Here is a 23227-nt window from a genome sequence, read left to right as displayed (position 1 = left end):
TTTCCGAATTTTAATTGGGCGAAGAGGGAATAGTATGCAGCTGCGAATAAGAAAAGCGATTTTTCAACTAGCTTTTCCCGGCATTTTGCAAATAGTTAATGTGATTATTGTCATTTCGTGTATCTATACACGCATTTTTCTCAGTTTGATGCAGGCAAGATATGTTTTTTCCAAGATCATTCATTGATTCCGTTGTTTTTATTTTCATGGCCGAAATATGGCTTCCTTCGTTTCAAGCTCTGTTTTATACGACGTAACAAGTTTAAAAATGGTTGGAAACAAAGTTTAAGAATTTGTCAAAAAAAGATATTCATTATTTATCAAACGGCCGAAAACGCCTCATACTCACCGTTAACTGTAACATGATTCGGTCAGAAATATTTCGGTTGTGAGAAAAAAAATACGCACTTCCGGAAATTCCAACTTTTTATAACTTCTCTTTGTTGCTATCTTAACTTTGCGTTCTGATGCCTGCGGGCAACTGCCAAAAGAACGTCAGTAACAGTAAAAAAATTTTAAGTGACCCGCATGATGATCAATAACTTCGGAGCCGACACCCTTGCAGGGGATCCTGTTTCTGGCACCACATATAAAGCGGCGCGGGCCGTGGCGGGTCTCGTCGAGAGCCATTTCGAGCGCCATCATTTGTCCGTGCAAACCCATTATGATCAGGAACTAGCGCCGAAACCTGACGCGAAAACGATTGAAACGATCATTGATACCACATTCTGGGCCAGCTTGCGTAGGGAAGAGGGCCGGTCACCGAAAGTCTCCATCGCGTTTCTTCCGCCCGAATGTGCCGAAAACCCGCTCATTTTCAGTGAGAAACTGTCCTTGACAGCGAATATCCTTACCAAGCTCGCGCCTGCTGTTGAGCGTTCAGGGATACATCTGGGTGTTTGGCTGGAAGGGAATGAGCTGCGGATCTGGGGAACAACCCGGGTGATCCCGGGTTTGTGTTTTGTGCTGGAAGTGGTGGAACCTGGTATGCTCGTCATCAAGCACCGCCGTGTCGATGGTTTTGGAAAGTTCGTCAACGTCGCCGTTTTAAAGGGCGACCAGGTTAAGATAGTGGACGAAAACAGCGGTAAGGCGCGCGACTGTCCTTCTGTGATCAACTCAATGATCGGTTTTACATCGTCCCGGTTGTGGAGCGATTCGCTCAACCTGCTTGTGCAGCTGGCGGTTTCCATGCGTGCCCATGAGCGGGGAGGTATTTTACTTGTTGTGCCCAATGGAAAAGACGATTGGCGAAAATCCATCATTCATCCGATTACATATCATGTGCAGCCGGCATTTTCGGAGCTCGCAGACCTGAACAAAAAATACATCGAAAACCCTAATCCGATTGGCTGGCAATCACAGCTGAGCTCGGCGATCGATGGCCTTGCCGGGTTAACCGCCGTGGATGGCGCGACGATCATAAATGATAAATATGAGCTTCTGGCGTTTGGGGCCAAGATCGGAAGGGCGGCAGATGGCCATCCGGTAGAGGAAATGCTGGTAACGGAACCGGTTATAGGGAACGTGGGAGTAGTTGTGCATCCGGTGCAGCAAGGCGGCACGCGTCACTTGTCAGCCGCCCAGTTTGTGTTCGATCAGCACGATGCCATTGCGCTTGTCGCATCTCAGGATGGCCGGTTCACGATTTTTTCCTGGGCACCTTGCGAGGGAAAAGTACAGGCGCACCGGGTGGATGCATTGTTGTTGTAAAAGTGTATGCTTATAATGAGTATGGATTTGGGTTAGCCGAAAAGTTCGAGCTGACCCGAGTCTTTTGCTCTTCTCGAACGGATTTCAAGCTCACCGAAATTCGACAGCGATATGCCCAGCAATCGCACAGGCTTTTCTGCCATATCTACTTTCGCCAATAAATCTTTTGCCGTTTCCAGGATAATGTCCAGATCGTCAACGGGTGAGCCAAATGAATGGTTTCTGGTGATTTGGGTAAAATCACTGTATTTAATTTTCAATGTGATCGTCCTGCCTTTAAGTTGCTTCTTTTGCAAGCGATTAGAGACGGTCACGGCGATTTTGTCAAGTTCTTTATGCATTTCCTCGATGGTGGAGAGATCATACATAAATGTGTCCTCCGCACCGAGCGATTTGGTTTCCCGTTCGGTTTGTACTTCCCGGTTATCAATTCCCCTCACAATTTTGTAAAAGAAATGCCCTGTTTTGCCAAAATGCTTTACCAGATCATTTTCAGACAATTTTTTAAGATCGGCACCTGTAAAAAGCTGCATCCGTTTCATTTTATCTGCGGTAACCTTGCCCACGCCAAAAAATTTTTCGACCGGCAGTGCATTGATAAATGCCTCCACTTTGGAAGGCCCAATGAAGGTTAACCCGTCCGGTTTATTGATGTCCGATGCGATTTTTGCAACAAATTTATTTACAGAAATTCCGGCCGAGGCAGTTAGGTTCAATTCTGTTTTGATGGCAGTTTTGATCTGTTCCGCAATTTCCAATGCAGAGCCAATTGCCAGTTTATCTTCCGTCACATCCAGGAATGCTTCGTCCAGTGAAAGCGGCTCGATGAGATCGGTGTAACGGGAGAAAATCTCCCTGATATGCGTAGAAACGGCCTTATAAACTTCAAAACGGGGTCGGACAAATATAATGTGCGGACATAACTGGATTGCCTTCCGCGAAGACATTGCCGAACGAACGCCAAATTTTCGCGCCTCATAACTCGCTGTCGCCACCACGCCACGGCCGGTAGGGGAGCCTCCAACTGCGAGCGGCTTGCCCTGGTATTCAGGAAAATCACGCTGTTCTACGGACGCGTAAAATGCATCCATGTCAATATGGATTATCTTGCGTGTCGGTGAAACAGGATGTTCGCTCATGAACAAAAATCTGGGTATGATTTTAAGATAAACAAATTAAATAATTAAGAATTCGCATCACTTGGAGGTTTTTTTACGTAAGTACACTTAAAACCGGCAGTGCTGTAACCACAAACTTGTTTTTTACCATAATCTGTTTCCCGCCGTTTCCATAATGCGATACTCTTTACTGAACTTAAAATATCTTCTTGTCGGCCTGCTGATCGTACTTTCTCTCGTGCAGAGCGCTCCTGTACGCGCGCAGGAAAAATGCGGAACGATGGATCTGCTTAATCTCAGGTTTTCAAAGCAGCCGACGCTCAAAATCATGTTCGACCAGCGTGAACTGCGTCTCAAACAAGCGATCCAGGCCAGAAGCATTTCGGGCAAATCTTTGAAAACCAATGCGGATGTTACAATTCCGGTCGTTTTTCACGTTGTTTCAAACCGCCAATCGCTGATTACGGATGCGCAGATCCTGGCGCAGCTCGACACGATCAACAGAGATTACGCGGGTACAAACGCAAGTGCAAGCCGCGTGCCGGCCCATTTCAGGGCCTTGTTCGGGCAATCGGGCACTCAGTTTTGCCTCGCGCAACGCACACCTGACGAAAGACCAACAACAGGAATTGAGCGATATAACACTACGCGGGCAAATTTTGATTACACAACCAATCTTGTGAAACATTCCGAAACAGGTGGCGCTGATGCCTGGGATCCGAACCGTTATCTTAATATCTGGATCTGTGATCTGTCTGGCGGAACCCTGGGATATGCGACATTCCCTGACGATGGTGTACCCGACGAACAAGGGGTTGTTATTGACTTCGGCAGCTTGCCCGGCGGAAGTGTGGCAGGTTATAATGCCGGCAAGACGCTCACGCACGAACTGGGACATTATTTTAACCTGTATCATATTTGGGGCGATGATAACGGCAGTTGCAACGGAAGCGATGAAGTGGCCGATACGCCCAATCAGACCAACAGCACCGGCACTTGCCCAACGGGCATCAAAACCGATAACTGCACCCCGACCGCACCGGGCGTCATGTATCAGAATTATATGGATTACACTTCCGACAACTGCCTGATCATGTTTACGAAAGGTCAGGTCGAGCGGATGGATGCTTCTTTTCAATTGTCGAGATTGGCCCTCGCCAGTTCCGACGCCTGCACGCCTCTGAACCTGAAAAATAAGGATGCGTCGCTCAAAACCATTACGCGGCCCGACCAGCGCATATGCGCCAATGCATTAACCCCGCAGGTGGTCCTGGTAAACCGGGGAAGCGAGACGCTTACTTCGGTGACGATCAATGCGGTGATTGACGATGGCACTGTGCAGACGTTCCGGTGGACAGGTTCGCTGGCGACTTTTGCAGAAACGACAGTCAATTTGCCTGCACTTTCGACCGTGGAGGGCAATCATGTGCTAACCATTTACACATCCAATCCGAATGGAGCAGCTGATGAGAACACCGTGAATGATGAGCTGAGTCTGTCCTTTACATATTATGAACCGTTCGCAGCGCCTGTAGTTGAGAGTTTTGAGAGCCTATTCCCGCCACAGGGTTGGGACATTGTTAACGAGGATGCCGGCACAACCTGGGAAAAGACGACATCTGCTGCCAAAACCGGCACAGCTTCCGTGAAGATCTCCAACTTCGGTAACGAAGCAATTGGCGAGCGCGATTACTTGCGGGCACCGACGGTGAACATTGCCGGAGCAGACTCTGCATTTGTATCATTCCAGCTAGCGGCTGCAACTTACACTAATTCGACTGTCCAGGGCAATGTCTGGGATACATTACAAGTCATGATCAGCACCGATTGCGGCCAGACATACACCAGCGTTTACAAGAAATGGGGACCTTCGCTGATCACCCGCAATGCGGCTACGCGCACAGCATTCACACCGAATGCGAACGAGTGGCGGAGTGAACAGATCAACATTAGCAACTACATTAACCAGGGCGAAGTGCTGATTGCATTTTTGAATACAAATGGAAATGAGAATGATATTTTTCTCGATGACATTAATATCCGGACGGTTACCGTCAACCCAAATTTAAAGGAAGCAGGGTTCCTCGTAACGCCTAATCCAACCAGCGGACAGATTTCGGTGCAGTTTTACCCGCATCCGGAGGGATTACAGTCCGTGTCGGTTTACAATGTTTCAGGGCAAAAGATCGCTGAACAAAAAATCACTGGGGAAGTAAGCAGCAATGTATATGACTTTGATCTGACGAATTTCGCCAGCGGCCTGTACATTGTCAAAGCAGAATTTGAAGACCGGGTGCTGACGAAGAAGGTCGTCAAACATTAGGAGACAAAGCACAAAAAAAATCGGCTTAACCACTTATAACAAGTAGGTTAAGCCGATTTTTTTGATTCAATAATTAGTAAATTCTTTTCACAACGACTTTGCTGTTTGTTTGCGTAATGGCAAATTCCTTGGCATTTTCGTTAGGCGGGGAAATGAAAATCTGTTTCTTCTTTTTGCCATCAGTGCTTACCCAGTTGGCCGAATATATTTCGGGCAGCGTGCCGACGTAGATCGGATGGTTATCAGAGTACATAAATACTTCCTCTTCCTCATACGCCAGTTCCAGGTCGCTTCCCTCTATTACGTCACAGATAATTTTCAATTTGCCAAAGTCGTCATCTACCAAGCCTTTGATCCTCGCTTTTCCGAAAAAAGGATCTTCTTCAAATTCCCAGCGGATATAGTATTCGATTACATTTCCTATCTGAGAATCAATATAATCGGCGGTTAGCAGTTGTTCCTGGCTCATGGTTGTATTTAGTTTCTTGCACTCCTCTTAACAAAGCAAATCTTAATCCCGGGAGTTATGGGCATTTTGACAAATGTAATCTTACTACGGTTGTTTCCAAAAATTATCACATCCGATTGAGTATTAATTTGGAAAATAAAAAATTATCATAGCGAGAAATCCGGAGGAAATTTTGTAACCGCCGCTTACATATACTTGCATAGGTTAGCACCTGGCAATGTCTCTTTATCACCGCTGGAAACATAACGGTATGATTTTTGTCGATTACTGTACTTACTCATTTTCGGGACACAGTCCTATCACCTAGCCAAACGATAAATATGCAAACAACTCAACGATTAAGTGAGGTGGAGCCTTGTAAGGGCGATCTCATTTTTCAGAGGGGTCGGGTCTTGCTTTTATTCTGCTTGCTTGCGTTTACACACACGTACGCGCAGCAAACAACACCCGATTCCACTAAAAAAAACACATCACCTACGCCGGTTACACAGCCCGCACCCGCTGTCCAAAAGCCAGCCAATGACACGCTCCCAAAGCAAAAAACATCTACTGATACAAACGCTATTACTCCGGCAGTAAAGCCAACCCAGAATTTTGATCCGTTGGTAAAACCCGCCGCAAAGCCCGATTCAACGGCCCAGCCGCAAGCTACGACGCCAGTGGGCAGCGCGCCGACGGGCACCGCGCCGACAGGAGCAACAAAACCTGACAGCACTAAACCACAGCAAGCGCCAACCGGCAATGTTCCCGCGCAACAGCCAGCGACAACTGCTCCGGCAGCCGCTGCACCGGCAGCCGCTGCTCCTGCAACCGCAGCTCCGGCTACGGCAACACCGTCGACCGCAGCACCATCAACCGCATCACCAGCTGCCGCATCACCGGCGCAATCTGACTCAGCAAACCCGCAAGCAGGCCCGCAATTGGGAGCTGACGCAAAGTCGGTTTCGGGGAAGGTTGTTGATGAAAAAGGGTTGGGTCTGCCCGGTGTGAGAGTGTTGGTAAAAGGCACCGAAATTGTGTCTGAAACTACACCCGAGGGCACATTTGAAATGAAAGTCCCTGCAAAAGGATCGATTCTGGAATTTAGTTTTATTGGTTTTGCAGCCAAAGAAGTTCCGGTTGGAAACCAGACTAAGTTCAACGTACAAATGGTGCCGGAAGCGAAGGCCTTACAGGAAGTAGTGGTGGTAGGTTATGGCGCACAAAGCAGACGTGACCTGGCGAGTTCTACTTCCAGGGTTTCGTCGCAGGAATATAAATCTGCTGTGGTTAATACAGTGGATCAGGCATTACAGGGCCGAACAACGGGGGTTTCGGTGGTGGAATCTTCGGGTGAGCCGGGGGCATCTTCGGTGGTCAGGATCAGAGGAAACAACTCTTTGAGCGGAAACAATGAGCCGCTTTATGTGATCGACGGATTTCCGATGCCGCCTTACCGCGAAGCAGGCGCCAACTTTACAGGCGCTTATTCGCAAAATGGTTTGTACGGCATCAACCCGAACGACATTGAGAGCATGGAAATTCTGAAAGATGCGTCCGCAACGGCCATTTACGGATCACGCGGTGCCAATGGTGTTGTTTTAATAACCACGAAATCAGGTAAGCGCGGAGAAGGACGGGTGGAATTGGTCAACAAAACTTCTTTTGGGACGATTTCCAATCCGATCAAAATGATGAATTCGCGCCAGTACGCGGAAACGATCAATGAAAGTTACCTGATTTCCGGCCGGAATGCGCCATTTGAAAACCTGGATAGCACATTGACGAACACGGATTGGGTGCAGGCGGTTACGCAGCCAAGTTTTCGGGAAGACATTACATTGAGCCTCTCCGGCGGCAGTCCGAAATCGTCCTACTATATCTCGGGTAACTATCTCAAAGAAAAAGGGACGATCATTAATTCCAATAACCAGAGGGCTAGTTTGCGCGTCAATCTGAACAATGAGGTCAATGATTGGTATAATGTAAAAGGACAAGTTGCTTTTACTAGACAAAAGTCCAATCGTGCGGTAACAGCTTCCCGCGCGTGGCCTAATTCCGGTGGTTTGATGGACGGCCTTCGTGCCGCACCAACATTGGAGGAAGATTATCTGGGCAATAACAGCTTGGGTATTCCCAATTATCAGGGTTACTATTTTGCGAATCCGGTGAATGAATTAATGGCAAAAACAGACGTTACGCAAAATGACTATTCTGTTTTGAACATTGAAAATTATTTCAAGCTGGTTGACGGTTTACAGCTTGTCGTTAGCTTAGGCGGTAACCAGAACTTAACAAGGAGAAATGCGTTCCTTCCGCCAAGCACAGCAGAGGGAAACCAGGTGAAAGGACGCGGAAGCAACAACACTTCCAACACGTATAGCTATAATGTGAATGCTTACTTCCAGTATGAGAAGACATTCAAGAAAGACCATTACCTGAACTCGACATTAGGTGTGGAATATAACGACCAGATTGTTGAATTCGTCAGCACAAACTATACGGGCTTCGATGTGCCGTTTTTTGGAGTGGATAACATTGGAAGTGCGCAATCGCAGGCCATTGGTTCGTTCAAGGAGCGACGGATTTTGCAATCGGGTTTCCTTCGTGCTAACTATTCTTTCAAAGGAAAGTATGTGTTGAACACTTCCATCAGGATCGATGGTGCCTCGGCATTTGCTGCGAACAATAAATACGGCATATTCCCGTCCGTTGCACTTGCCTGGAACCTGGAACAGGAGGAATTTATGAAGAGTGTTACATTTGTTTCAAATACAAAATTGCGGGCATCCTTCGGTGAAACAGGGAGCCAGGCGATTGGACCATATTCTTCACTATCTCAGTATACCAGCGGATTTTATGAAATGGGACCCGGTGGAAACGGCAGTGTGATTAACACAGGAATTTTCCCGAACTCGGTCGCCAACCCGAACCTTTCATGGGAACGGACGCGCCAGTTTAATGTAGGAGCGGATTTCAATGCGGCGAACGACAGGCTGGTTTTCAGCTTTGATTACTACAACAAAGTGACCTCCGATCTGCTCCAACCCAGAAAAGTGCCTACACAATCGGGTGTTGGAACGATCATCGACAATTACGGAACGATGCGTAACCGAGGCGTGGAGTTGAGCATTCAGGCAAACATCATTCAGAAAAAGAATGTGACATTCTCGTCCAGAATTAACCTCTCTCGCAATGTAAACACGCTGGTAGACCTGGGTGAGCGGACCCAGCCCGACTATGTGAGCATAAATGGTAACCTGCTCGGCGGTGTTTCCGGGATTTTGACACCGGGGGAGGAAGTAGGACGTTTCTTTGGTTTCCGCGTCTCCGGCCTGACGCAGACCACATCATTTGATAGCGATGGCAACCCGCTTTTCGCCACATTCGAGGGGCCAAGACCGCCGGGATCAAAGGGCACGCCACTGTATGGAGCCTGGATTTATGAGGACACGAATGGTGACGACATTATCACCGCAGACGACCGTGTCGTGTTGGGTAAATCCACACCGGACTTCACATTTGGTTGGAGTAATGACTTTACGTGGAGAAAATTCTCGTTGAATGCGCTCTTCACAGGTTCGGTGGGAAATGATGTGCTTAACCTGACGAGTTTTTACATTAATAATGGCGTGGTCGACTACGGCGGCGTAGGTTTTAATCAATCGGAAGACTGGTATAACAACCGCTACACAGAATCGAGACCGCATAACAATCCGAAATATCCGGGTATTCAGCGAGGCATTGCCTCCGGGGACATTAACTCCACTATGCTCGAAGACGGCAGTTTTATGCGCCTGAAAATGCTGAGCCTTTCATACACCTTTCCAAAACTGGGACCGATCCAGAACCCGAGATTGTTTGTGACAGGAACCAACTTATGGACATTGACTAAATATACAGGGTTTGATCCCGAGGTGAGTTCTTACGCACAATCGCTTCTGCAACAAGGCATTGACTACGGTGCTTATCCGTCGCAGCGTTCGTACACCATAGGCATTTCCTGCAATTTCTAATTCCGACCAACGCATTACAAATATGAAATACCATATAAAATTTTCTGCAATGCTCATCCTGGCGTTAGGCATTGCGTCCTGCAAGGACAACCTGGAAGAGTCACCTTATTCTTCGCTTAGCAAAGAAGTTGTGTTCAAAGACGAGGATGGCCTTAATCAGGCCACGATTGGCGTTTACCAAGCCTGGACGGCGCCTGATTTTGTGGACATTTCAAGCCGGTTTATCCTGACAGAATCGGGTCACCGTTATGCAACGGCCGGCATTCTGGGCTCTGGTGCTGATCCCTATTATCGTTTTGGACATGTGTCTACATCCGGTGCTTTTGAAGCGGTTTGGTCGAGGTTTTACAAAATCATTTTCCGTGCCAATACGGTGATTGATAATGCGAAACTGGCTGTTCCGGGTGAGGAAGAGGAAGCAGATCCGTACATTGCCGAAGCGCGTTTTTTAAGAGGTTATGCGTATTTTAATCTCGTTCGGTTATTCGGCGGGGTGCCGTTAATCCTGAAAGAAGTCACTTCGTTATCCGACGAGGATATCATTTTCGCTCCCAAGGAAACGGATGTGGCTGTATATGATGCCATTATTGCTGATCTGAACTTTGCAGAAGCCAACTTACCCGATTCCAGGGGAGGTGCTGAACTGGGCCGTGTTTCTGCGGGTACGGCGAAGGCAATGCTTGGCAAGGTTTATCTGACTATGGCAGGGAAACCATTGAACAAAACAGAGAATTATCAAAAAGCAGTGGACAAGTTTGCCGAGCTAGTTGGACCAGTGAATGAAGAAAAATATGATTTTGAACTGATCCCGAACTTTGCAGAAGTGTTTTCGCTGGATAACGAGCGTAACCGTGAGATTGTCTTATCATTCGGTTATTTTGTCAATTCTTCCAACCCCAATGGAAACATTCTTCCATTCAACCTTTTCCCTGCCGGACTGGTCAATGGTGATGAGCAGACAAACTACGGCTTAACCTACGATTTTTATAAGCTCTTTGAAAAAACAGACACGCGGCGGCCATTTACATTGGTTGACAGATATGTCTTCACAGGAGGCGCGAGGGCAGGGGCACAGGAAGGCGACAGCATTATTTATAGTCCAACCATTGGAAACTACATTATCAAGCGCACCAACGCATCACTGGCCCACGACGATTTCAAATACGGCATAGCATACGGCAAACTGGCGCGGGTGCCGCGTCCTGCGGGCGCTGCGGTGCAGGGTTACAGCGCGGATTTGATCGAAATGCGTTTTTCAGATGTGTTGCTGAGTTATGCAGAAGCGCTGGTAGAAACAGGAAAAACGGCGTTGGCATTGCCCATACTGAACCGCGTACGCGCACGTGCGAAAGCAACGGCTTCGAAGGCAACGGCTGCTGCAGCATTGCGGACTGCCATCCGCGCAGAACGACGACTGGAACTTACCGGTGAAATGACAACGGTTTTTGACATCCGCCGTTGGGGCACGTTGCAGCAGGAAATCGCAGCCATGTCAGAAGATCAGATCGTGGATAATGTGCTGATCCCATATTCGCCGAGGCTGGAACTGTATCCGATCCCGCAATCGCAAATTGATGCGAACCCGAATCTGAGACAAAACGACGGCTGGTAAGCGCGCTTAATACTGACACTTTCAGACTTCCCAGGTTCAGGTAGATCATGCCGCCGGAATTTGGGAAGTCTTTTTTTAGCAAAATCATCGCTATTTTTGTATGCAACAAACTAGCATTATGACCCCGTCTCTTCGACAATTTCGTTATCTGGCATGGATTGCCGCCATTGCTTTCTGCGCTTCCTGCCAACGACATTTGGCTGTTACCAAAAACGAATACAAGCAATACGGGATTGATGCTCAGACTGGTGAAGACTCCTCGGTCGTTAAATATTATCTTCCCTATAAAGAAAAAATGCAGGCGGAAATGAGCAAAGTGATCGGGCAGACCGATCAGGAGCTCACCAAACCATCAACCCCCGAAACCTTAATGGGCAACTATTTTGCGGACGCAATGCTTACAGAAGGTTTGAAAAAAGACCCGACAATCCAATTTACATTGTCTACGAAAGGCGGGCTTAGGACCACATTTCCCAAAGGCGACATCACGGTTTCGAATGTTTTTGAACTGATGCCGTTTGAAAATGAAATGGTTACGCTCAAATTATCCGGTGAAAATGTGCAGCAGGTCATTGATTTTATAGCCAAGAAAGAGGGCGAGCCCATTTCAGGGATGCGCATGAAAATCAAGAATGGCGTTGCTTATGACGTGACCATTGCCGGTCAGCCGTTTGATAAAACCAAGACCTACAACCTGCTCACTTACGATTATCTGGCGGACGGAGGCGATGAACTGGAATGCTTGCGGAAACCCATTGAAAGAAAAGAAATTAACAAAAAGGTGCGTGAAGCGCTTTTGGATAATATAAATGATCTGACCCGTCAGGGAAAAAAAGTAACCGCTCAGCTCGATGGAAGAATTGTCATTGTTAAAGAATAACCGCAGGGATTTTTTCAGGAAAAGTGCAGGAACGGCGGCATTATTCGCTTTGGGGAGCTTTCCATTCGAAGCGCTGGCCCGCGATTCGGCGGTTCAGCTGACCATTCTGCATACGAACGATGTGCATAGCCGCATTGAGCCATTTCCGATGGATGGTTCCAGAAACCAGGGATTGGGCGGGGTGGCACGCAGGGCGGCTTTGGTAAAAAAAATCAGACAGGAGCAGAAGAATGTGCTTTTGCTGGACGCCGGAGACATTTTTCAGGGAACGCCGTATTTCAATTTGTATGGAGGCGAACTGGAAATGCAGATCATGAGCGATATGGGTTACGATGCCGCGACCATGGGCAACCACGATTTTGACAATGGCGTTGCCGGTTTTGCAAAGCAGCTTCCGCATGCGAAATTTCCGATCCTGGTCAGCAATTATAATTTTGATAATACCGAGCTGAAAGGCAAAACACTAGCCTATAAGATCTTTGAGAAACAGGGACTGAAAATCGGCATCTTCGGGCTTGGGATCGAGTTGCATGGTTTGGTGAACAAAAAGAATTACGGAGAGACCCAATACCAGGACCCGATTGCAAAGGCCAACGAAACCGCATCCTTCCTCAAAAATGACAAACATTGCGATCTGGTCATTTGCCTTTCGCATCTTGGCTATAAATACAAAGACCAAAAAGTTTCCGACCAGATCCTGGCGAAATCAACCCGGAACATTGATCTGATCATCGGCGGGCACACGCACACATTCATGAAGCTGCCGGAAGACATCATGAACCTGGATGGTAAGGTCACGACCATTAATCAGGTTGGTTTTGCGGGCATTAACCTGGGTCGGCTGGATTATTTTTTTGATAGGGAATCCAAACGCAGGAAAATGGTTGCGGCCGTTTACCCGGTGCATGAGCATGGGTTGGTCTGATTGCTTTAATGATCATTCCATATGCAGAAACTGCTGGCGTATCTTTTCTTCCTCTAAATCGAGCTGAGCGAGATGCTGGCGGATTACCTCTTCCTCGAAGGTTTCTTTTTTGTTGAATTTGTTGAGAACGCTGCGTTTGTGGTCCAGCAGTTCTTTGGTAATGTGCTGGAATTCTTTGATATATTCATAGCCATCACCGGTCGCTTCGGGATTTTTGACGTGTTCCAGAAAACCGATGTCGCTTTCCAATTTTGCCTTCAGACTCTGCAATAATTCGTTTTTAGGAAGCTCATCCGCATGCCGCGCGTTGATTAGTTGCAAGGATTCCTCTGCCAGCTTTCGTCTGATTTTAATGTCCTGTTCCTGCGCACTGATCTCGTAATCCATTTCCCCCACATCCATCCATTTGATGACCAGCGGAAGCGTAAGACCTTGGAAAACAAGCGTTACCAGGATCACTATGAATGTAATGAACAGGATCATATTGCGCTGCGGGAATGGCTGGCCATTGGTTAGTAACAGCGGAATGGATAATGCGGACGCCAGCGAAACCACACCACGCATGCCCGCCCAGCCAAACATAAACGGCGCACGGAATCCTGGCCGGCTATCGGCCGTGCGGATAAAGCGGCTGATTATCACCGTAAACACGGAAGCGCCGAGGGCCGATGCGAGCCGCGTCACAATCACGACCAACGAAATAATGAGCCCGTATCTAATGGCGTCCGGCAATGCGCCCGGCCCCATTTCATCCACAATCACAGGCAATTCGAGGCCAATGAGCATGAATACGATTCCATTTAAGACAAAACCTACTGTGGACCAAACATTTACGCCTTGAATCCTGCTCAGATGCCCCATAATGCTGTGACTGTGATAGGAAAGAAATAGTCCGCCCGTCACTACGGCAATTACACCTGAATAGTGAAATTCTTCCGCCGCAATGTACATGGCATAAGGTGCCACAAAGGTCAAAATGGTGTCGATGCTGGGCGTGGTAGGAAGCCAGCGGTGGATTGCGTAGAAGATCAACGCAATGGCTAATCCGATCACGACGCCCATAATGATCACGATGAAGAAACTGCTAACAGCATCCTGCAGCACAAATGTGCCGGATAAAATAGCGGCCAGGGCAAACCGGAAAACGATCAAACTGGAAGCATCATTCAGCAAACTTTCGCCTTCCAAAATGGTTACCAGGCGTTTGGTAACCTTCACATCTTTCAGAATGGACGTCGCGGCAACTGCATCCGGCGGGGAAATGATGCCGCCCAGCAAGAAGCCTAATGGCAAGGTAAATCCGGGAATGATGGAATTGGAAACGTAGGCGATCACGCAGGAAGTAAGGATTACGACAATGAACGCAAACGAGCCGATCACACGACGCCATTTGTAAAAATCTTTCCACGAAGTCTGCCACGCCGCATCGTAAAGTAAGGGGGGCAGGAAGATCAGGAAAATTAGTTGCGGGTCAATGGAAATGGTTGGCAAGCCGGGTATGAAGCTTATCACGAGTCCGCCGATCACCAAAACAATGGGGTAGGAAACCTTGATACGCTGCGCCAGCATGACAAGGAACAGAATGATGACAATCAGCGAAATGTAAAGTATAATTTGTTCAGACATAAAGGATTGAGATGCTGATTTTACCTAATATATAATTTAATTCCGTTTGTGGATTTTAACACAATCTGCGGATGCATGCTCACTGCATGTGCCGGATCTGCCTCAAAATCAAATCTTTTGATCAGTGCGGCCAGGATCAGCTGCATTTCCATCATCGCAAACTGCTGTCCGATGCAGATACGCGGGCCTGCGCCAAATGGCAGATAATTGAACTTCGGTCGCTCTTTTGCATTTTCGGGACTAAAATTTTCCGGATTGAATGTCAGCGGGTCTTTCCAGAGATTCGGGTTCCGGTGAAGCTCAAAAACCGAGAGAAACACGGATGTTCCGGGTTTAACATGAAAACCCTCAATTTCCTGATCAACAATTGACTCCCGCGTCATCGTCCATGCAGGCGGGTAAAGTCTGAGTCCTTCTTCCACAACCTGCCGCGTGTAAGGCATTTGCATGAGCTGCTCAAATGTAGGCACATTGGTAAAAATGGCGCTTTCCTGACGAATTTTCGCTACGATTTCAGGTTGTTTGGACAGTTCCAGCAGCAGCCAGCTCAGGCCGGTGGCAGATGTTTCGTGACCTGCGGCGAACATGGTGATCGCTTCATCCCGGATCTGCTGATCATTCATTTGCTCGCCGGTTTCCTCATCAATGCTGTCCAGCAAAAGTTGCAGCAGATCATTCGGTTTTTCACCCGAAACGCGTCTTTGGTGTATAAATTCAAAAACCAATTTATTAAAATAAGCCAGATCGGTCTCAAAACGGCGGTTTTCGCCATTAATGGCCATGATCGGCAAGCGGTAAGGTTTGCGGACCCTTGTTACCAGATATTTCTGCGTCCGGCTCACCTGCTGATAAATCCTGGCTTTATCCTCCGTGGTCATATTTCCAAACAGCGTTTTCAGCGCGATATCGGATGTGATGCTCATCATTTTAACATCAATATCTACGGCATCCTTTCCCCGAAACGCTTCCATTTCGTCCAGAAACGAGGCGGTCAGGACGCCCATTGCGAGAAACAATTCCTGCAATCTTTCCCGGTGAAAAGCGGGCTGCACCAACCTTCTTTGCCTTAGCCAAAAATCGCCATCGCTCGTAACCAGCCCATTCCCAAGCACCGGACGAAGCATTTTGGACGAACTTCCTTTTTTGAAATTCCGGTTATGCTGTTGCAATACATGCCTGAAAAAACCCGGATCGCGGCTTACAACAAATTCCCTGAAAAGCTTCATCTGAAATGTATCCCCACAGGTTTCAAATCCCTGATGAAGGAAGTGCAAAGGGTTTCTGGCAAATTTGAAGGGAGCCAGAATGCCCAGTTTGCCCAACTTGTAAACAGGAATGTTACGCATCGTGAGAATTGGTAGAGAATTTCTGCAAATAAGTCATTAAGGCATAAAAAAACCATCCTTGGTCGGGATGGTTTCATGAACATTCGTTTTTGGCTCAGATAATAAGCTTATTTCTTGCCTGCAAATGAGCGGAGCATCCAGGTATTCTTCTCTTTAAACTGCATGAAGCGGTTCACCATGTCGTTTGTGCCATCATCGCTGGCCTCGTCACTGGCTGTCAGGAGTTCACGTTCCAATTCAATGAGTTTTGCCATATCATCCAAAATGGCATCCACCATTGCAAGATCGTTAAGACCGATCGTATTGATTTCCTTGATAGACGATTCGCTGATGTAGTCGGCGAAACGGCTGTGCGGCGGCTTACCTAATGTCAGCACACGTTCTGCGATCTCGTCGATGGTCAGTTGTGCGTTCGTGTAGAGTTCCTCAAATTTCACATGAAGGGTGAAGAAGTTCTGGCCTTTGATATTCCAATGACATCCCCTTAGCTTTTGATAATGGATGTGGTAATTGGCCAGGTAATCGTTCAAAAGGTCAACCACCGGTTTTACCTCTTTTTCATTCAGGCTTATCGCTTCGGCATTCATGATTTTTTGGATTAATGTTTATTGTGGTTTATTAACAAAACCATACCACGATCATTTAGTTTCATATATATACGTAAAACCCGGATTTGGGTTAAAAAATGTGTAAGATCGGCGCATAACGATGTTTTTCAAGTAACAGGCACGATAGTTGAATGTTACACGTTTAATACGCGTCAAACGGATATGACCGTTGTACTATCCACAATTCAATTACAAATATGATTACGAAAAATCTCAGGTTACTCAGCGTCCTGGCCATTATGTTTATGCTGTCGGGAATTGTTTCCAATGTTCAGGCTCAGGGAAAAGAGGAAGACAAAATCAGGGCAGCGGTCTCGGTTTTGAATGATTTCAGCAGCATGGAGGAAAGCATTCCGGCGCAGTTGCTGGACATGTCAAAAGGCATCATTATTGTCCCTAAACTGATCAATGCCGGGCTAATGGTGGGCGGAAAACATGGAAAGGGAATTGCTTTGGTGAAAAATGAAAAAGGCGAATGGAGTGATCCAGTGTTCGTTACGATCACGGGAGGCAGCGTAGGCGCACAAATTGGCGTGCAAGCAGTTGATCTTGTCCTGATTTTCAAGAGCAGTAAAACGTTAACGGAAATTGGTAAGGGAAGCTTTACACTGGGCGGAGACTTGTCCGTTGCAGCCGGGCCGATGGGCAGAAGCTCGTCTGCGAGTACAGATTACAAGTTGGAAGCGGAAGTTTACTCTTATTCAAGAAGCAAAGGTTTATTCGCCGGCGTAACCATTAATGGGGCAGCATTGTCTGTGGATGCCAAAGCGAACAATGCATTTTATGGCAATACAGACAGCGCCAATACCATTTTCACATCTTCAAAAGTGTCTTCCAAACCGGTTGATGATTTGCGTGATAAACTGGATGATTTAAATTAACCAATGATTTGCCATGCCATCTTCTGTTGTCGCGAAAATGATATACGACGGAGATTCGGAAACGTTGCGGATTGTTTACGTTTCGGGGATGGTTTATGATTATAAAAATGTCCCTTTGGAAGTATACCAGGCCATGAAAAACTCGGGATCCAAAGGGACATTTTTAAACAAGCACATCAAAGACAATTTCGAATTTGAAAAAATAAATGACTGAGATCAATAGCTGATTCTCAGGCATTTGCTTTCACGGGATTTCGCAATTCTTTTCGTTGCAGAATTTCACTTCTCCCGTTTTTTCATTTCTGCATTTCACTTTGCCGGTTATTTTCACCGTCGCGCCTTTTTGAATCGATTCGTGGTTGATGATCACCCAGATGTCCTTGCTACCCTTGATTTTGACACGCGTGCCATCGAAAAATTTTTGTACTGCCATCGTCTGCTTTATGTTCAGGGGGCAAAGATATGCATCAAATATTTCCCTTTTTCATTTCGCTCACTGCGTGGTCAACCGCTCTTGCCGTTAATGCCATATAGGTTAGCGACGGATTTTGCGTGGAAGTGGACGTCATGCACGCGCCGTCGGTGACGATTATATTGGGACATGCGTGCATCTGGTTCCATTTGTTAAGCAGGGAGGTTTTTGGATCATTTCCCATTCTCACGCCACCCATTTCGTGGTTTTCGCTGCCAGGATTGCGTTTTGTGTCCGAAGTTTTAATATTTGAAAAGCCTGATTTTGAAAGCATTTCACTGAGCTCGGTATAAAAGTCTTTGACCATTTTCATATCATTATCATCGAATTCCACGTGCATCCGCAGCTGCGGAATGCCCCAATCGTCCTTCAATGTTTTGTGAAGGCTGATGAAATTGGTTTCCTTGGGCAATGTTTCGCCCATCATTTGCGCACCCAGGCTCCATCCGCTGCTATCGGGTTTAAACAGACTTTCTTTTAATGATTCACCCAGGTCATCTGTCGCGTTACCCATTTTGGAAGCCGAAAAAGATGTAGCATAACCTCGTAAAAAATCAGTTTCCTGCTTGAATACATTCCTGAAACGCGGAATATAGGCACCATTGGGTCGTCTTCCATCAACGGTCCGGTCGTGGTAACCGTCAAATTCTGCGCTGACGCGCCCCCGGTAATTGTGAAATCCGATGAATTTGCCCATTAATCCATTGTCGTTGCCCAGCCCATTCGGGAAACGATTGGAAATGGAGTTTAGCAATATGAGATTGGAGTTGATCGCTGACGCATTTACAAAAATAATTTTGGCATAATATTCCTTCATTTCCTTAGTCAACGCATCTACTACACGAACGCCCGTTGCGCGTTTCTTTTTCTCGTCATAAATAATGGAATGTACGACTGAATGGGGCTGTAACGTTAGATTTCCGGTCTTTTCTGCCCAAGGGATTGTGGAAGAATTGGAACTGAAATAACCTCCAAACGGACAGCCGCGCTGGCACATCGTGCGGTGCTGGCACTTCGCACGTCCCTGCTCGGTGTGAATGGGCTGCGGATCGCTGATATGCGCCACGCGGCCAATGATGATCGGGCGTGTGTTGTTATAATTTTTCGCCGTCTGGTCGCTGAAATGTTTTTCGACGCAGGACATTTCGTGTGGTTTAAGGAATTCACCGTCAGGTAACTGGGGCAAGCCGTCCTTATTTCCAGAAATCCCCGCAAACTTCTCCACATAGCTGTACCATGGCGCAATGTCAGCATATCGGATCGGCCAGTCGACGCCGAAACCATCACGGGCGGGGCCTTCAAAATCGAAGTCGGACCAGCGCTGCGTTTGCCTCGCCCACAGAAGCGACCTGCCACCAACCTGATATCCGCGCATCCAGTCAAACGGCTTGTCCTGCACATAAGGATGATCCGCGTCCTTCACCACAAAATGCATGGCATCTTCCTTGAAAATATAATGCTTGCTTGCCATCGGATTTGCCTGCCGGATCGCCAGTGAAGGCTGACCGCGGTGCTCAAATTCCCAGGGCTGCATATTGGCGGTAGGGTAGTCTACAATGTGTTTCACATCCCTGCCACGTTCCAGAATTAATGTCTTTAAGCCTTTCTCCGTGAGCTCCTTAGCCGCCCAGCCACCACTAATCCCGGTGCCCACCACAATGGCATCAAAAGTTTGCTGCTTTTCGGAATCGATATTGAAATTTGACATATCAGTAAAAATCAGAATGCTTTTATTTTGTTTTGGACGGCGTGTGTTGCCAGAGATTGGGCAGGAGCTTGTCGTGTAACAACATGCGCCATGTTCCCCAATCGTGCGCACCATCGCCGCCAATGTAGTAATCGTGTTTGATCCCGTGCTTTTCCAAAGCCTTATGCGTTGCTTCCGAGCGTTTTCCAACAAAATCCAGCTCACCGCTTCCCAGCCCCACAAGCAGATAATCCACCTTGTCTTTGATTTTTGGATCATTAAAAAACGCCGGATTCAATTTCTCAGGATCCAGATCGCCCGCACTTAATATGCCAAATGAGCTGAACAAGTCCAGGGCATTGAAACCCACCGCCTCCGTATGTCGACCGCCCATCGACAAACCCGAAATGGCGCGCGATTTCCGGTCCTGAATCGTGCTGTAAGCCTGGTCAACATAGGGAACGATGTGCTTCCTCAATTCTTCTTCGAAAAGCACATAAGTTTTTTCCAGATGTTTGGGATCGCTGCGGTGAATAACCTGATTATTAGGCATGGCAATGATCATCGGTACAATTTTTCCTTCGGCCAGCAGGTTGTCCGCAATGAAATTGGCCCGGCCATCATACATCCAGCCCGAGGCCAGTTCGCCGCTGCCGCCCATCAGGTAAAGCACCGGATATTTCTTTTTCGGATCATATCCCGGCGGAGTGTACACATACATTTCGCGCTCGCCGTTCAGGACCTTTGAATTGTAAATATGGCGGGTAATGTTGCCGTGAGGAACATTTTTGGCATCATAATAAGCAGGGCCGTTGTCATGCATGATCACATTGCTGTAACCCGGCTGGTTGGAAGTTCCGGTGAATGTGTTATTTGGATCGGCCACAGGCACGCCGTCGATCAGCAGCCTGTAAACATAAATGTTAGGCTTTACGGGTCCTACTTTCAGCGTCCACGTGCTGTCTGCACCTTTCACAAACGGAATAGGTCCTTTGGTTTTCAATGCAAGCAGGATCGGCCCGCCGGTGAGTTCCACCTTTTGGGCATCCGGTGCTTTTACACGAAATATAATGGTTTGATCGTCAGCCACTTCCGGGGAAATCACATTACCGCCGTAAGGGTTGAGTTTCTCTGTGTTCTTTTGCGGGTTCCAGTCCAGGTTCACATTGGCTTGTTGTGCAAATGTGCCTGTGGCTGCCAGAAGCAGCATTAATGCGGCTTGACAACCTATTTGGAACCAGCTGATTGAGTAGTCTTTTTTCATACTGAAATTCATTTCGCCCGCAGTACTAACCTGCTTTCCTGAATAAAGACGCCATTTCAGCAAGATTACCCGCTTGGGTAATGTTAAAAAAATAACCGGCCCTCCGTTTCCGGGAGCCGGTTTAGTTATTTTGATTTTCAATTAACCTAAAAACTGAAATGCGGCAGATCAGATTTTTTTCAACACATTAAAAATGTTCTGATGTGGCTGCTCACCCTCAAATGTCTGCACCAGCTTTCCAGCCTTGTTATAGATCGCAATGTAAGGGAATGATTTGATCTGATAATAGCGTTGAACCGTGTAAGAGTATCCTTCGGTGCCCACTTTAATGTTTGGGTAAGTGCTCAATTTATGCTGGCTTACAAATGGTTTCAGCATTTCCATGGATTGAAAAGTTATCATTACAACCTGCTTATTTGCGATCACATTGTAATTTTTAAGCATGTCTTTGGTAAAATCCTGACAATGCTCACAATCGGGTGAAAAGTAAATCAGAACCACCGGACCCGCTGCTAACTGCGCGGATGTATACTGCTGCCCGTTGGCAAGCTTTATCTGAAAAGGCGCAATTTTCTTGTCCATCAATGCAGACTGAGAAAACGCGAAACTGCTTGCAAAAACGAAAAGCAGGGCAGGGATTATTTTTCGGAACATATTAATAAGGCTCTTTTGAAATGAAGAGCACGCAAGTTATTAATCTTTGAAGTTTTATCCAGCTACCTTTTCGCTAAGTTTTTTCCGAATGTTTTTGAGTTGATAAATATGGCGTTTGGAGTGGCAGACGACGAAGTTGAGCCATTCCCAGCGCGTTAATTTGCCAACGCCCGGAAAGGCAAACGCGGTGGCCGTTAGCGAAAGATCATGCTCTGCCGCCACTTTTCTAATTTCTTCGCGCTCCTTTTGAAACGCCGCAACCAGTTCTGCCTTGTTATGCGGCCCGTTGGACGGAACATTGAAATCGGGTGCTTTCATTTTGGTTGAAAAATCCAGGAAAATGTGCTCGATCTCGGCAATGTTGGCATCCACAGGCCTTTGGGTGTCAGCATAATCGCCTAGCAGCATATCAGGCAAGCCACTTTCTGATTTCAAAATGTGCTCGACAACCTGCCCGCCAGTCCAGCTTCCTTCGAATGGAACTTCGTTGATTTCATTTTCGTCAAATGCATCAATTGCTTCCAGAAAGTTTTTGGTTGTGTTGTCCAGCTGGTCGAGCAATGCACTGGCGCTGGTGTCCGTTTCGGCCAGTTCTCTCACAATGATCAGTGCGTGATCCCATGCGTCAGACATCATTTCGAAATAGTCAATGCCCATGTCACATTGCATATCCAGCCGCGTAACCCCATTTTCTTCTTTAAGCCAGTAAAATTCCTGGAAACCCTTTACACTTTGTGCTTCCTCGTTTTCATAGTTTTCAACACCATTGTTCAACACGCCTGTATACTCAATAACCAGCTCTTCCGCGGGTTTATTAACGGTAATTATCCCAACGATGCCGCTTTTTGAGTCATCCGAAAAAACGGCTTTGCTGCCGACCTGCCAATCGGTTTCTGCCTGCGTCCCTTCGCTGAAAGCGTTGTACCAGATCTTGTTTTTATCATTGGAGATCATGACTTTCCATACATTCTCCTTCGGGGCATTGATTGCGATTGATTTTTTAATGAGCTTAGTTTCCATGGTTTCTGTTGTTTTAAAATGCTAAGTGTTTGCTAAAATTATTTTTCAAGAATATTTTTCAGGTTATTCAAACTGGTTTCCAGGTCCTTGCCAAGGATTCCATCGATAAAAAGGTTGGTAATGTTCATGGGATATTTACTGACGCCATTCATGCCCCAGCTTACTTTGGTTTGGTCACTGGTAACCGGCGTGGTTGTCATTTCCGCCACACCGATTCCTTCAAAGGGTCGGACAAAGCGGACTTCGATATTCACTTTTTCGTCTTCGGTAAGACTGATGATTTCCTGTTCTCCCTCACCCACATTTTTATCTTTGCTATCCCAGGCATATTTGAAACCAACCGCGCCATCGATTCCCGTATAAGTTTTTTTCATGCCCGGATCGGCCATCACCCATTTGCTGTAATTGTCCTGATTTTTCAGGAATTTGATATAATCGTAAACACTGCCTTTGGATCTGTTGATCGTAATTTCGCGCCTGACCTTATATTCTTTTTTTACAAACAGTGCCACCACCAGCAAAAGGACAATGATGCCGACAATGACTGCGAGAATTGTTAAGATAATTTTCATTTGATTTAAGGTTAAAGTTCTCAGATGCAATAAGATGTTACAAACCTACAAGTCTTTCCCCA

The 23227-nt window shown here is 46.9% G+C and carries 19 protein-coding genes; 8 read left to right on the top strand and 11 right to left on the bottom strand.

Annotated elements, in window-relative coordinates:
* Window positions 1–528: 528 nt before the first annotated feature.
* Window positions 529–1713, top strand: a complete 1185-nt coding sequence (locus tag NFI81_RS06095) for a putative sensor domain DACNV-containing protein (RefSeq protein WP_234613435.1) — start codon at window positions 529–531, stop codon at window positions 1711–1713.
* 32 nt (window positions 1714–1745) lie between these two features.
* On the opposite strand, the gene dinB is transcribed toward NFI81_RS06095, so the two are convergent.
* Window positions 1746–2852 (bottom strand): DNA polymerase IV, encoded by a 1107-nt coding sequence (gene dinB / locus NFI81_RS06090; RefSeq protein WP_234613437.1) that lies wholly within the window; start codon window positions 2850–2852, stop codon window positions 1746–1748.
* A gap of 154 nt (window positions 2853–3006) precedes the next feature.
* Between dinB and NFI81_RS06085 the strand changes: the two genes are divergently transcribed.
* A complete protein-coding gene (locus tag NFI81_RS06085; RefSeq protein ID WP_234613439.1) occupies window positions 3007–5154 on the top strand; it encodes a M43 family zinc metalloprotease in 2148 nt (715 codons plus the stop codon).
* Window positions 5155–5227: 73 nt separating this feature from the next.
* On the opposite strand, the gene NFI81_RS06080 is transcribed toward NFI81_RS06085, so the two are convergent.
* Window positions 5228–5623 carry a hypothetical protein gene (locus NFI81_RS06080; RefSeq protein ID WP_234613441.1) on the bottom strand — a complete coding sequence of 132 codons (396 nt, stop codon included), beginning with the start codon at window positions 5621–5623 and terminating at the stop codon, window positions 5228–5230.
* Between the two features lie 320 nt (window positions 5624–5943).
* Between NFI81_RS06080 and NFI81_RS06075 the strand changes: the two genes are divergently transcribed.
* From NFI81_RS06075 to NFI81_RS06060, 4 genes are all read left to right on the top strand, one after another.
* On the top strand, window positions 5944–9618 hold the full coding sequence (locus tag NFI81_RS06075) for a SusC/RagA family TonB-linked outer membrane protein (protein WP_234613443.1): 3675 nt from the start codon (window positions 5944–5946) through the stop codon (window positions 9616–9618).
* A gap of 22 nt (window positions 9619–9640) precedes the next feature.
* Window positions 9641–11230 carry a RagB/SusD family nutrient uptake outer membrane protein gene (locus NFI81_RS06070; RefSeq protein ID WP_234613445.1) on the top strand — a complete coding sequence of 530 codons (1590 nt, stop codon included), beginning with the start codon at window positions 9641–9643 and terminating at the stop codon, window positions 11228–11230.
* 118 nt (window positions 11231–11348) lie between these two features.
* Window positions 11349–12110: a 5'-nucleotidase C-terminal domain-containing protein gene (locus tag NFI81_RS06065; protein ID WP_234613446.1), complete on the top strand. Its 762-nt coding sequence runs from the start codon at window positions 11349–11351 to the stop codon at window positions 12108–12110.
* Window positions 12082–13035: a bifunctional metallophosphatase/5'-nucleotidase gene (locus tag NFI81_RS06060; protein ID WP_234613447.1), complete on the top strand. Its 954-nt coding sequence runs from the start codon at window positions 12082–12084 to the stop codon at window positions 13033–13035. The genes NFI81_RS06065 and NFI81_RS06060 overlap by 29 nt, the downstream gene beginning before the upstream one ends.
* A 12-nt stretch (window positions 13036–13047) precedes the next feature.
* Here the strand turns inward: NFI81_RS06060 and NFI81_RS06055 are convergent, their stop codons facing one another.
* The 3 genes from NFI81_RS06055 to NFI81_RS06045 form a co-directional block, all read right to left on the bottom strand.
* Window positions 13048–14661: a Na+/H+ antiporter gene (locus tag NFI81_RS06055; protein ID WP_234613448.1), complete on the bottom strand. Its 1614-nt coding sequence runs from the start codon at window positions 14659–14661 to the stop codon at window positions 13048–13050.
* A gap of 20 nt (window positions 14662–14681) precedes the next feature.
* Window positions 14682–16007 carry a cytochrome P450 gene (locus NFI81_RS06050; RefSeq protein ID WP_234613449.1) on the bottom strand — a complete coding sequence of 442 codons (1326 nt, stop codon included), beginning with the start codon at window positions 16005–16007 and terminating at the stop codon, window positions 14682–14684.
* Window positions 16008–16114: 107 nt separating this feature from the next.
* Window positions 16115–16594 carry a Dps family protein gene (locus NFI81_RS06045; RefSeq protein ID WP_234613450.1) on the bottom strand — a complete coding sequence of 160 codons (480 nt, stop codon included), beginning with the start codon at window positions 16592–16594 and terminating at the stop codon, window positions 16115–16117.
* Between the two features lie 218 nt (window positions 16595–16812).
* Here NFI81_RS06045 and NFI81_RS06040 point away from each other — a divergent pair, with 218 nt between their 5' ends.
* Window positions 16813–17496 carry a lipid-binding SYLF domain-containing protein gene (locus tag NFI81_RS06040; protein WP_234613451.1) on the top strand — a complete coding sequence of 228 codons (684 nt, stop codon included), beginning with the start codon at window positions 16813–16815 and terminating at the stop codon, window positions 17494–17496.
* 13 nt (window positions 17497–17509) lie between these two features.
* Window positions 17510–17710, top strand: coding sequence for a KTSC domain-containing protein (locus NFI81_RS06035; RefSeq protein WP_234613452.1), 201 nt, complete (start codon window positions 17510–17512; stop codon window positions 17708–17710).
* A gap of 30 nt (window positions 17711–17740) precedes the next feature.
* Here the strand turns inward: NFI81_RS06035 and NFI81_RS06030 are convergent, their stop codons facing one another.
* From NFI81_RS06030 to NFI81_RS06005, 6 genes are read right to left on the bottom strand one after another with little or no spacing between them, the layout of a single operon-like run.
* On the bottom strand, window positions 17741–17929 hold the full coding sequence (locus NFI81_RS06030) for a hypothetical protein (protein ID WP_026632084.1): 189 nt from the start codon (window positions 17927–17929) through the stop codon (window positions 17741–17743).
* A 34-nt stretch (window positions 17930–17963) separates the two neighbouring features.
* On the bottom strand, window positions 17964–19676 hold the full coding sequence (locus NFI81_RS06025) for a GMC oxidoreductase (RefSeq protein WP_234613453.1): 1713 nt from the start codon (window positions 19674–19676) through the stop codon (window positions 17964–17966).
* A 22-nt stretch (window positions 19677–19698) separates the two neighbouring features.
* Window positions 19699–21060 carry an esterase gene (locus tag NFI81_RS06020; RefSeq protein ID WP_254410610.1) on the bottom strand — a complete coding sequence of 454 codons (1362 nt, stop codon included), beginning with the start codon at window positions 21058–21060 and terminating at the stop codon, window positions 19699–19701.
* A gap of 27 nt (window positions 21061–21087) precedes the next feature.
* Window positions 21088–21573 (bottom strand): TlpA family protein disulfide reductase, encoded by a 486-nt coding sequence (locus NFI81_RS06015; RefSeq protein WP_234613455.1) that lies wholly within the window; start codon window positions 21571–21573, stop codon window positions 21088–21090.
* Between the two features lie 54 nt (window positions 21574–21627).
* Window positions 21628–22593, bottom strand: a complete 966-nt coding sequence (locus NFI81_RS06010; protein ID WP_234613457.1) for a DinB family protein — start codon at window positions 22591–22593, stop codon at window positions 21628–21630.
* Between the two features lie 38 nt (window positions 22594–22631).
* A complete protein-coding gene (locus tag NFI81_RS06005; protein WP_234613459.1) occupies window positions 22632–23165 on the bottom strand; it encodes an SRPBCC family protein in 534 nt (177 codons plus the stop codon).
* Window positions 23166–23227: the final 62 nt, after the last annotated feature.

The organism is Dyadobacter fanqingshengii (genome assembly GCF_023822005.2).
In the GTDB taxonomy this organism is placed as follows: Bacteria; Bacteroidota; Bacteroidia; order Cytophagales; family Spirosomataceae; genus Dyadobacter; species Dyadobacter fanqingshengii.
The sequence above is the reverse complement of the archived record's forward strand: the minus strand, read 5'-3'. Positions and strand labels throughout refer to the sequence as shown.

Coding starts and splice junctions, on each gene's coding strand:
- NFI81_RS06095 (WP_234613435.1), top strand. CDS start 529: ATGATGATCAATAACTTCGGAGCCGACACCCTTGCAGGGGATCCTGTT.
- dinB (WP_234613437.1), bottom strand. CDS start 2,852: ATGAGCGAACATCCTGTTTCACCGACACGCAAGATAATCCATATTGAC.
- NFI81_RS06085 (WP_234613439.1), top strand. CDS start 3,007: ATGCGATACTCTTTACTGAACTTAAAATATCTTCTTGTCGGCCTGCTG.
- NFI81_RS06080 (WP_234613441.1), bottom strand. CDS start 5,623: ATGAGCCAGGAACAACTGCTAACCGCCGATTATATTGATTCTCAGATA.
- NFI81_RS06075 (WP_234613443.1), top strand. CDS start 5,944: ATGCAAACAACTCAACGATTAAGTGAGGTGGAGCCTTGTAAGGGCGAT.
- NFI81_RS06070 (WP_234613445.1), top strand. CDS start 9,641: ATGAAATACCATATAAAATTTTCTGCAATGCTCATCCTGGCGTTAGGC.
- NFI81_RS06065 (WP_234613446.1), top strand. CDS start 11,349: ATGACCCCGTCTCTTCGACAATTTCGTTATCTGGCATGGATTGCCGCC.
- NFI81_RS06060 (WP_234613447.1), top strand. CDS start 12,082: ATGGAAGAATTGTCATTGTTAAAGAATAACCGCAGGGATTTTTTCAGG.
- NFI81_RS06055 (WP_234613448.1), bottom strand. CDS start 14,661: ATGTCTGAACAAATTATACTTTACATTTCGCTGATTGTCATCATTCTG.
- NFI81_RS06050 (WP_234613449.1), bottom strand. CDS start 16,007: ATGCGTAACATTCCTGTTTACAAGTTGGGCAAACTGGGCATTCTGGCT.
- NFI81_RS06045 (WP_234613450.1), bottom strand. CDS start 16,594: ATGAATGCCGAAGCGATAAGCCTGAATGAAAAAGAGGTAAAACCGGTG.
- NFI81_RS06040 (WP_234613451.1), top strand. CDS start 16,813: ATGATTACGAAAAATCTCAGGTTACTCAGCGTCCTGGCCATTATGTTT.
- NFI81_RS06035 (WP_234613452.1), top strand. CDS start 17,510: ATGCCATCTTCTGTTGTCGCGAAAATGATATACGACGGAGATTCGGAA.
- NFI81_RS06030 (WP_026632084.1), bottom strand. CDS start 17,929: ATGGCAGTACAAAAATTTTTCGATGGCACGCGTGTCAAAATCAAGGGT.
- NFI81_RS06025 (WP_234613453.1), bottom strand. CDS start 19,676: ATGTCAAATTTCAATATCGATTCCGAAAAGCAGCAAACTTTTGATGCC.
- NFI81_RS06015 (WP_234613455.1), bottom strand. CDS start 21,573: ATGTTCCGAAAAATAATCCCTGCCCTGCTTTTCGTTTTTGCAAGCAGT.
- NFI81_RS06010 (WP_234613457.1), bottom strand. CDS start 22,593: ATGGAAACTAAGCTCATTAAAAAATCAATCGCAATCAATGCCCCGAAG.
- NFI81_RS06005 (WP_234613459.1), bottom strand. CDS start 23,165: ATGAAAATTATCTTAACAATTCTCGCAGTCATTGTCGGCATCATTGTC.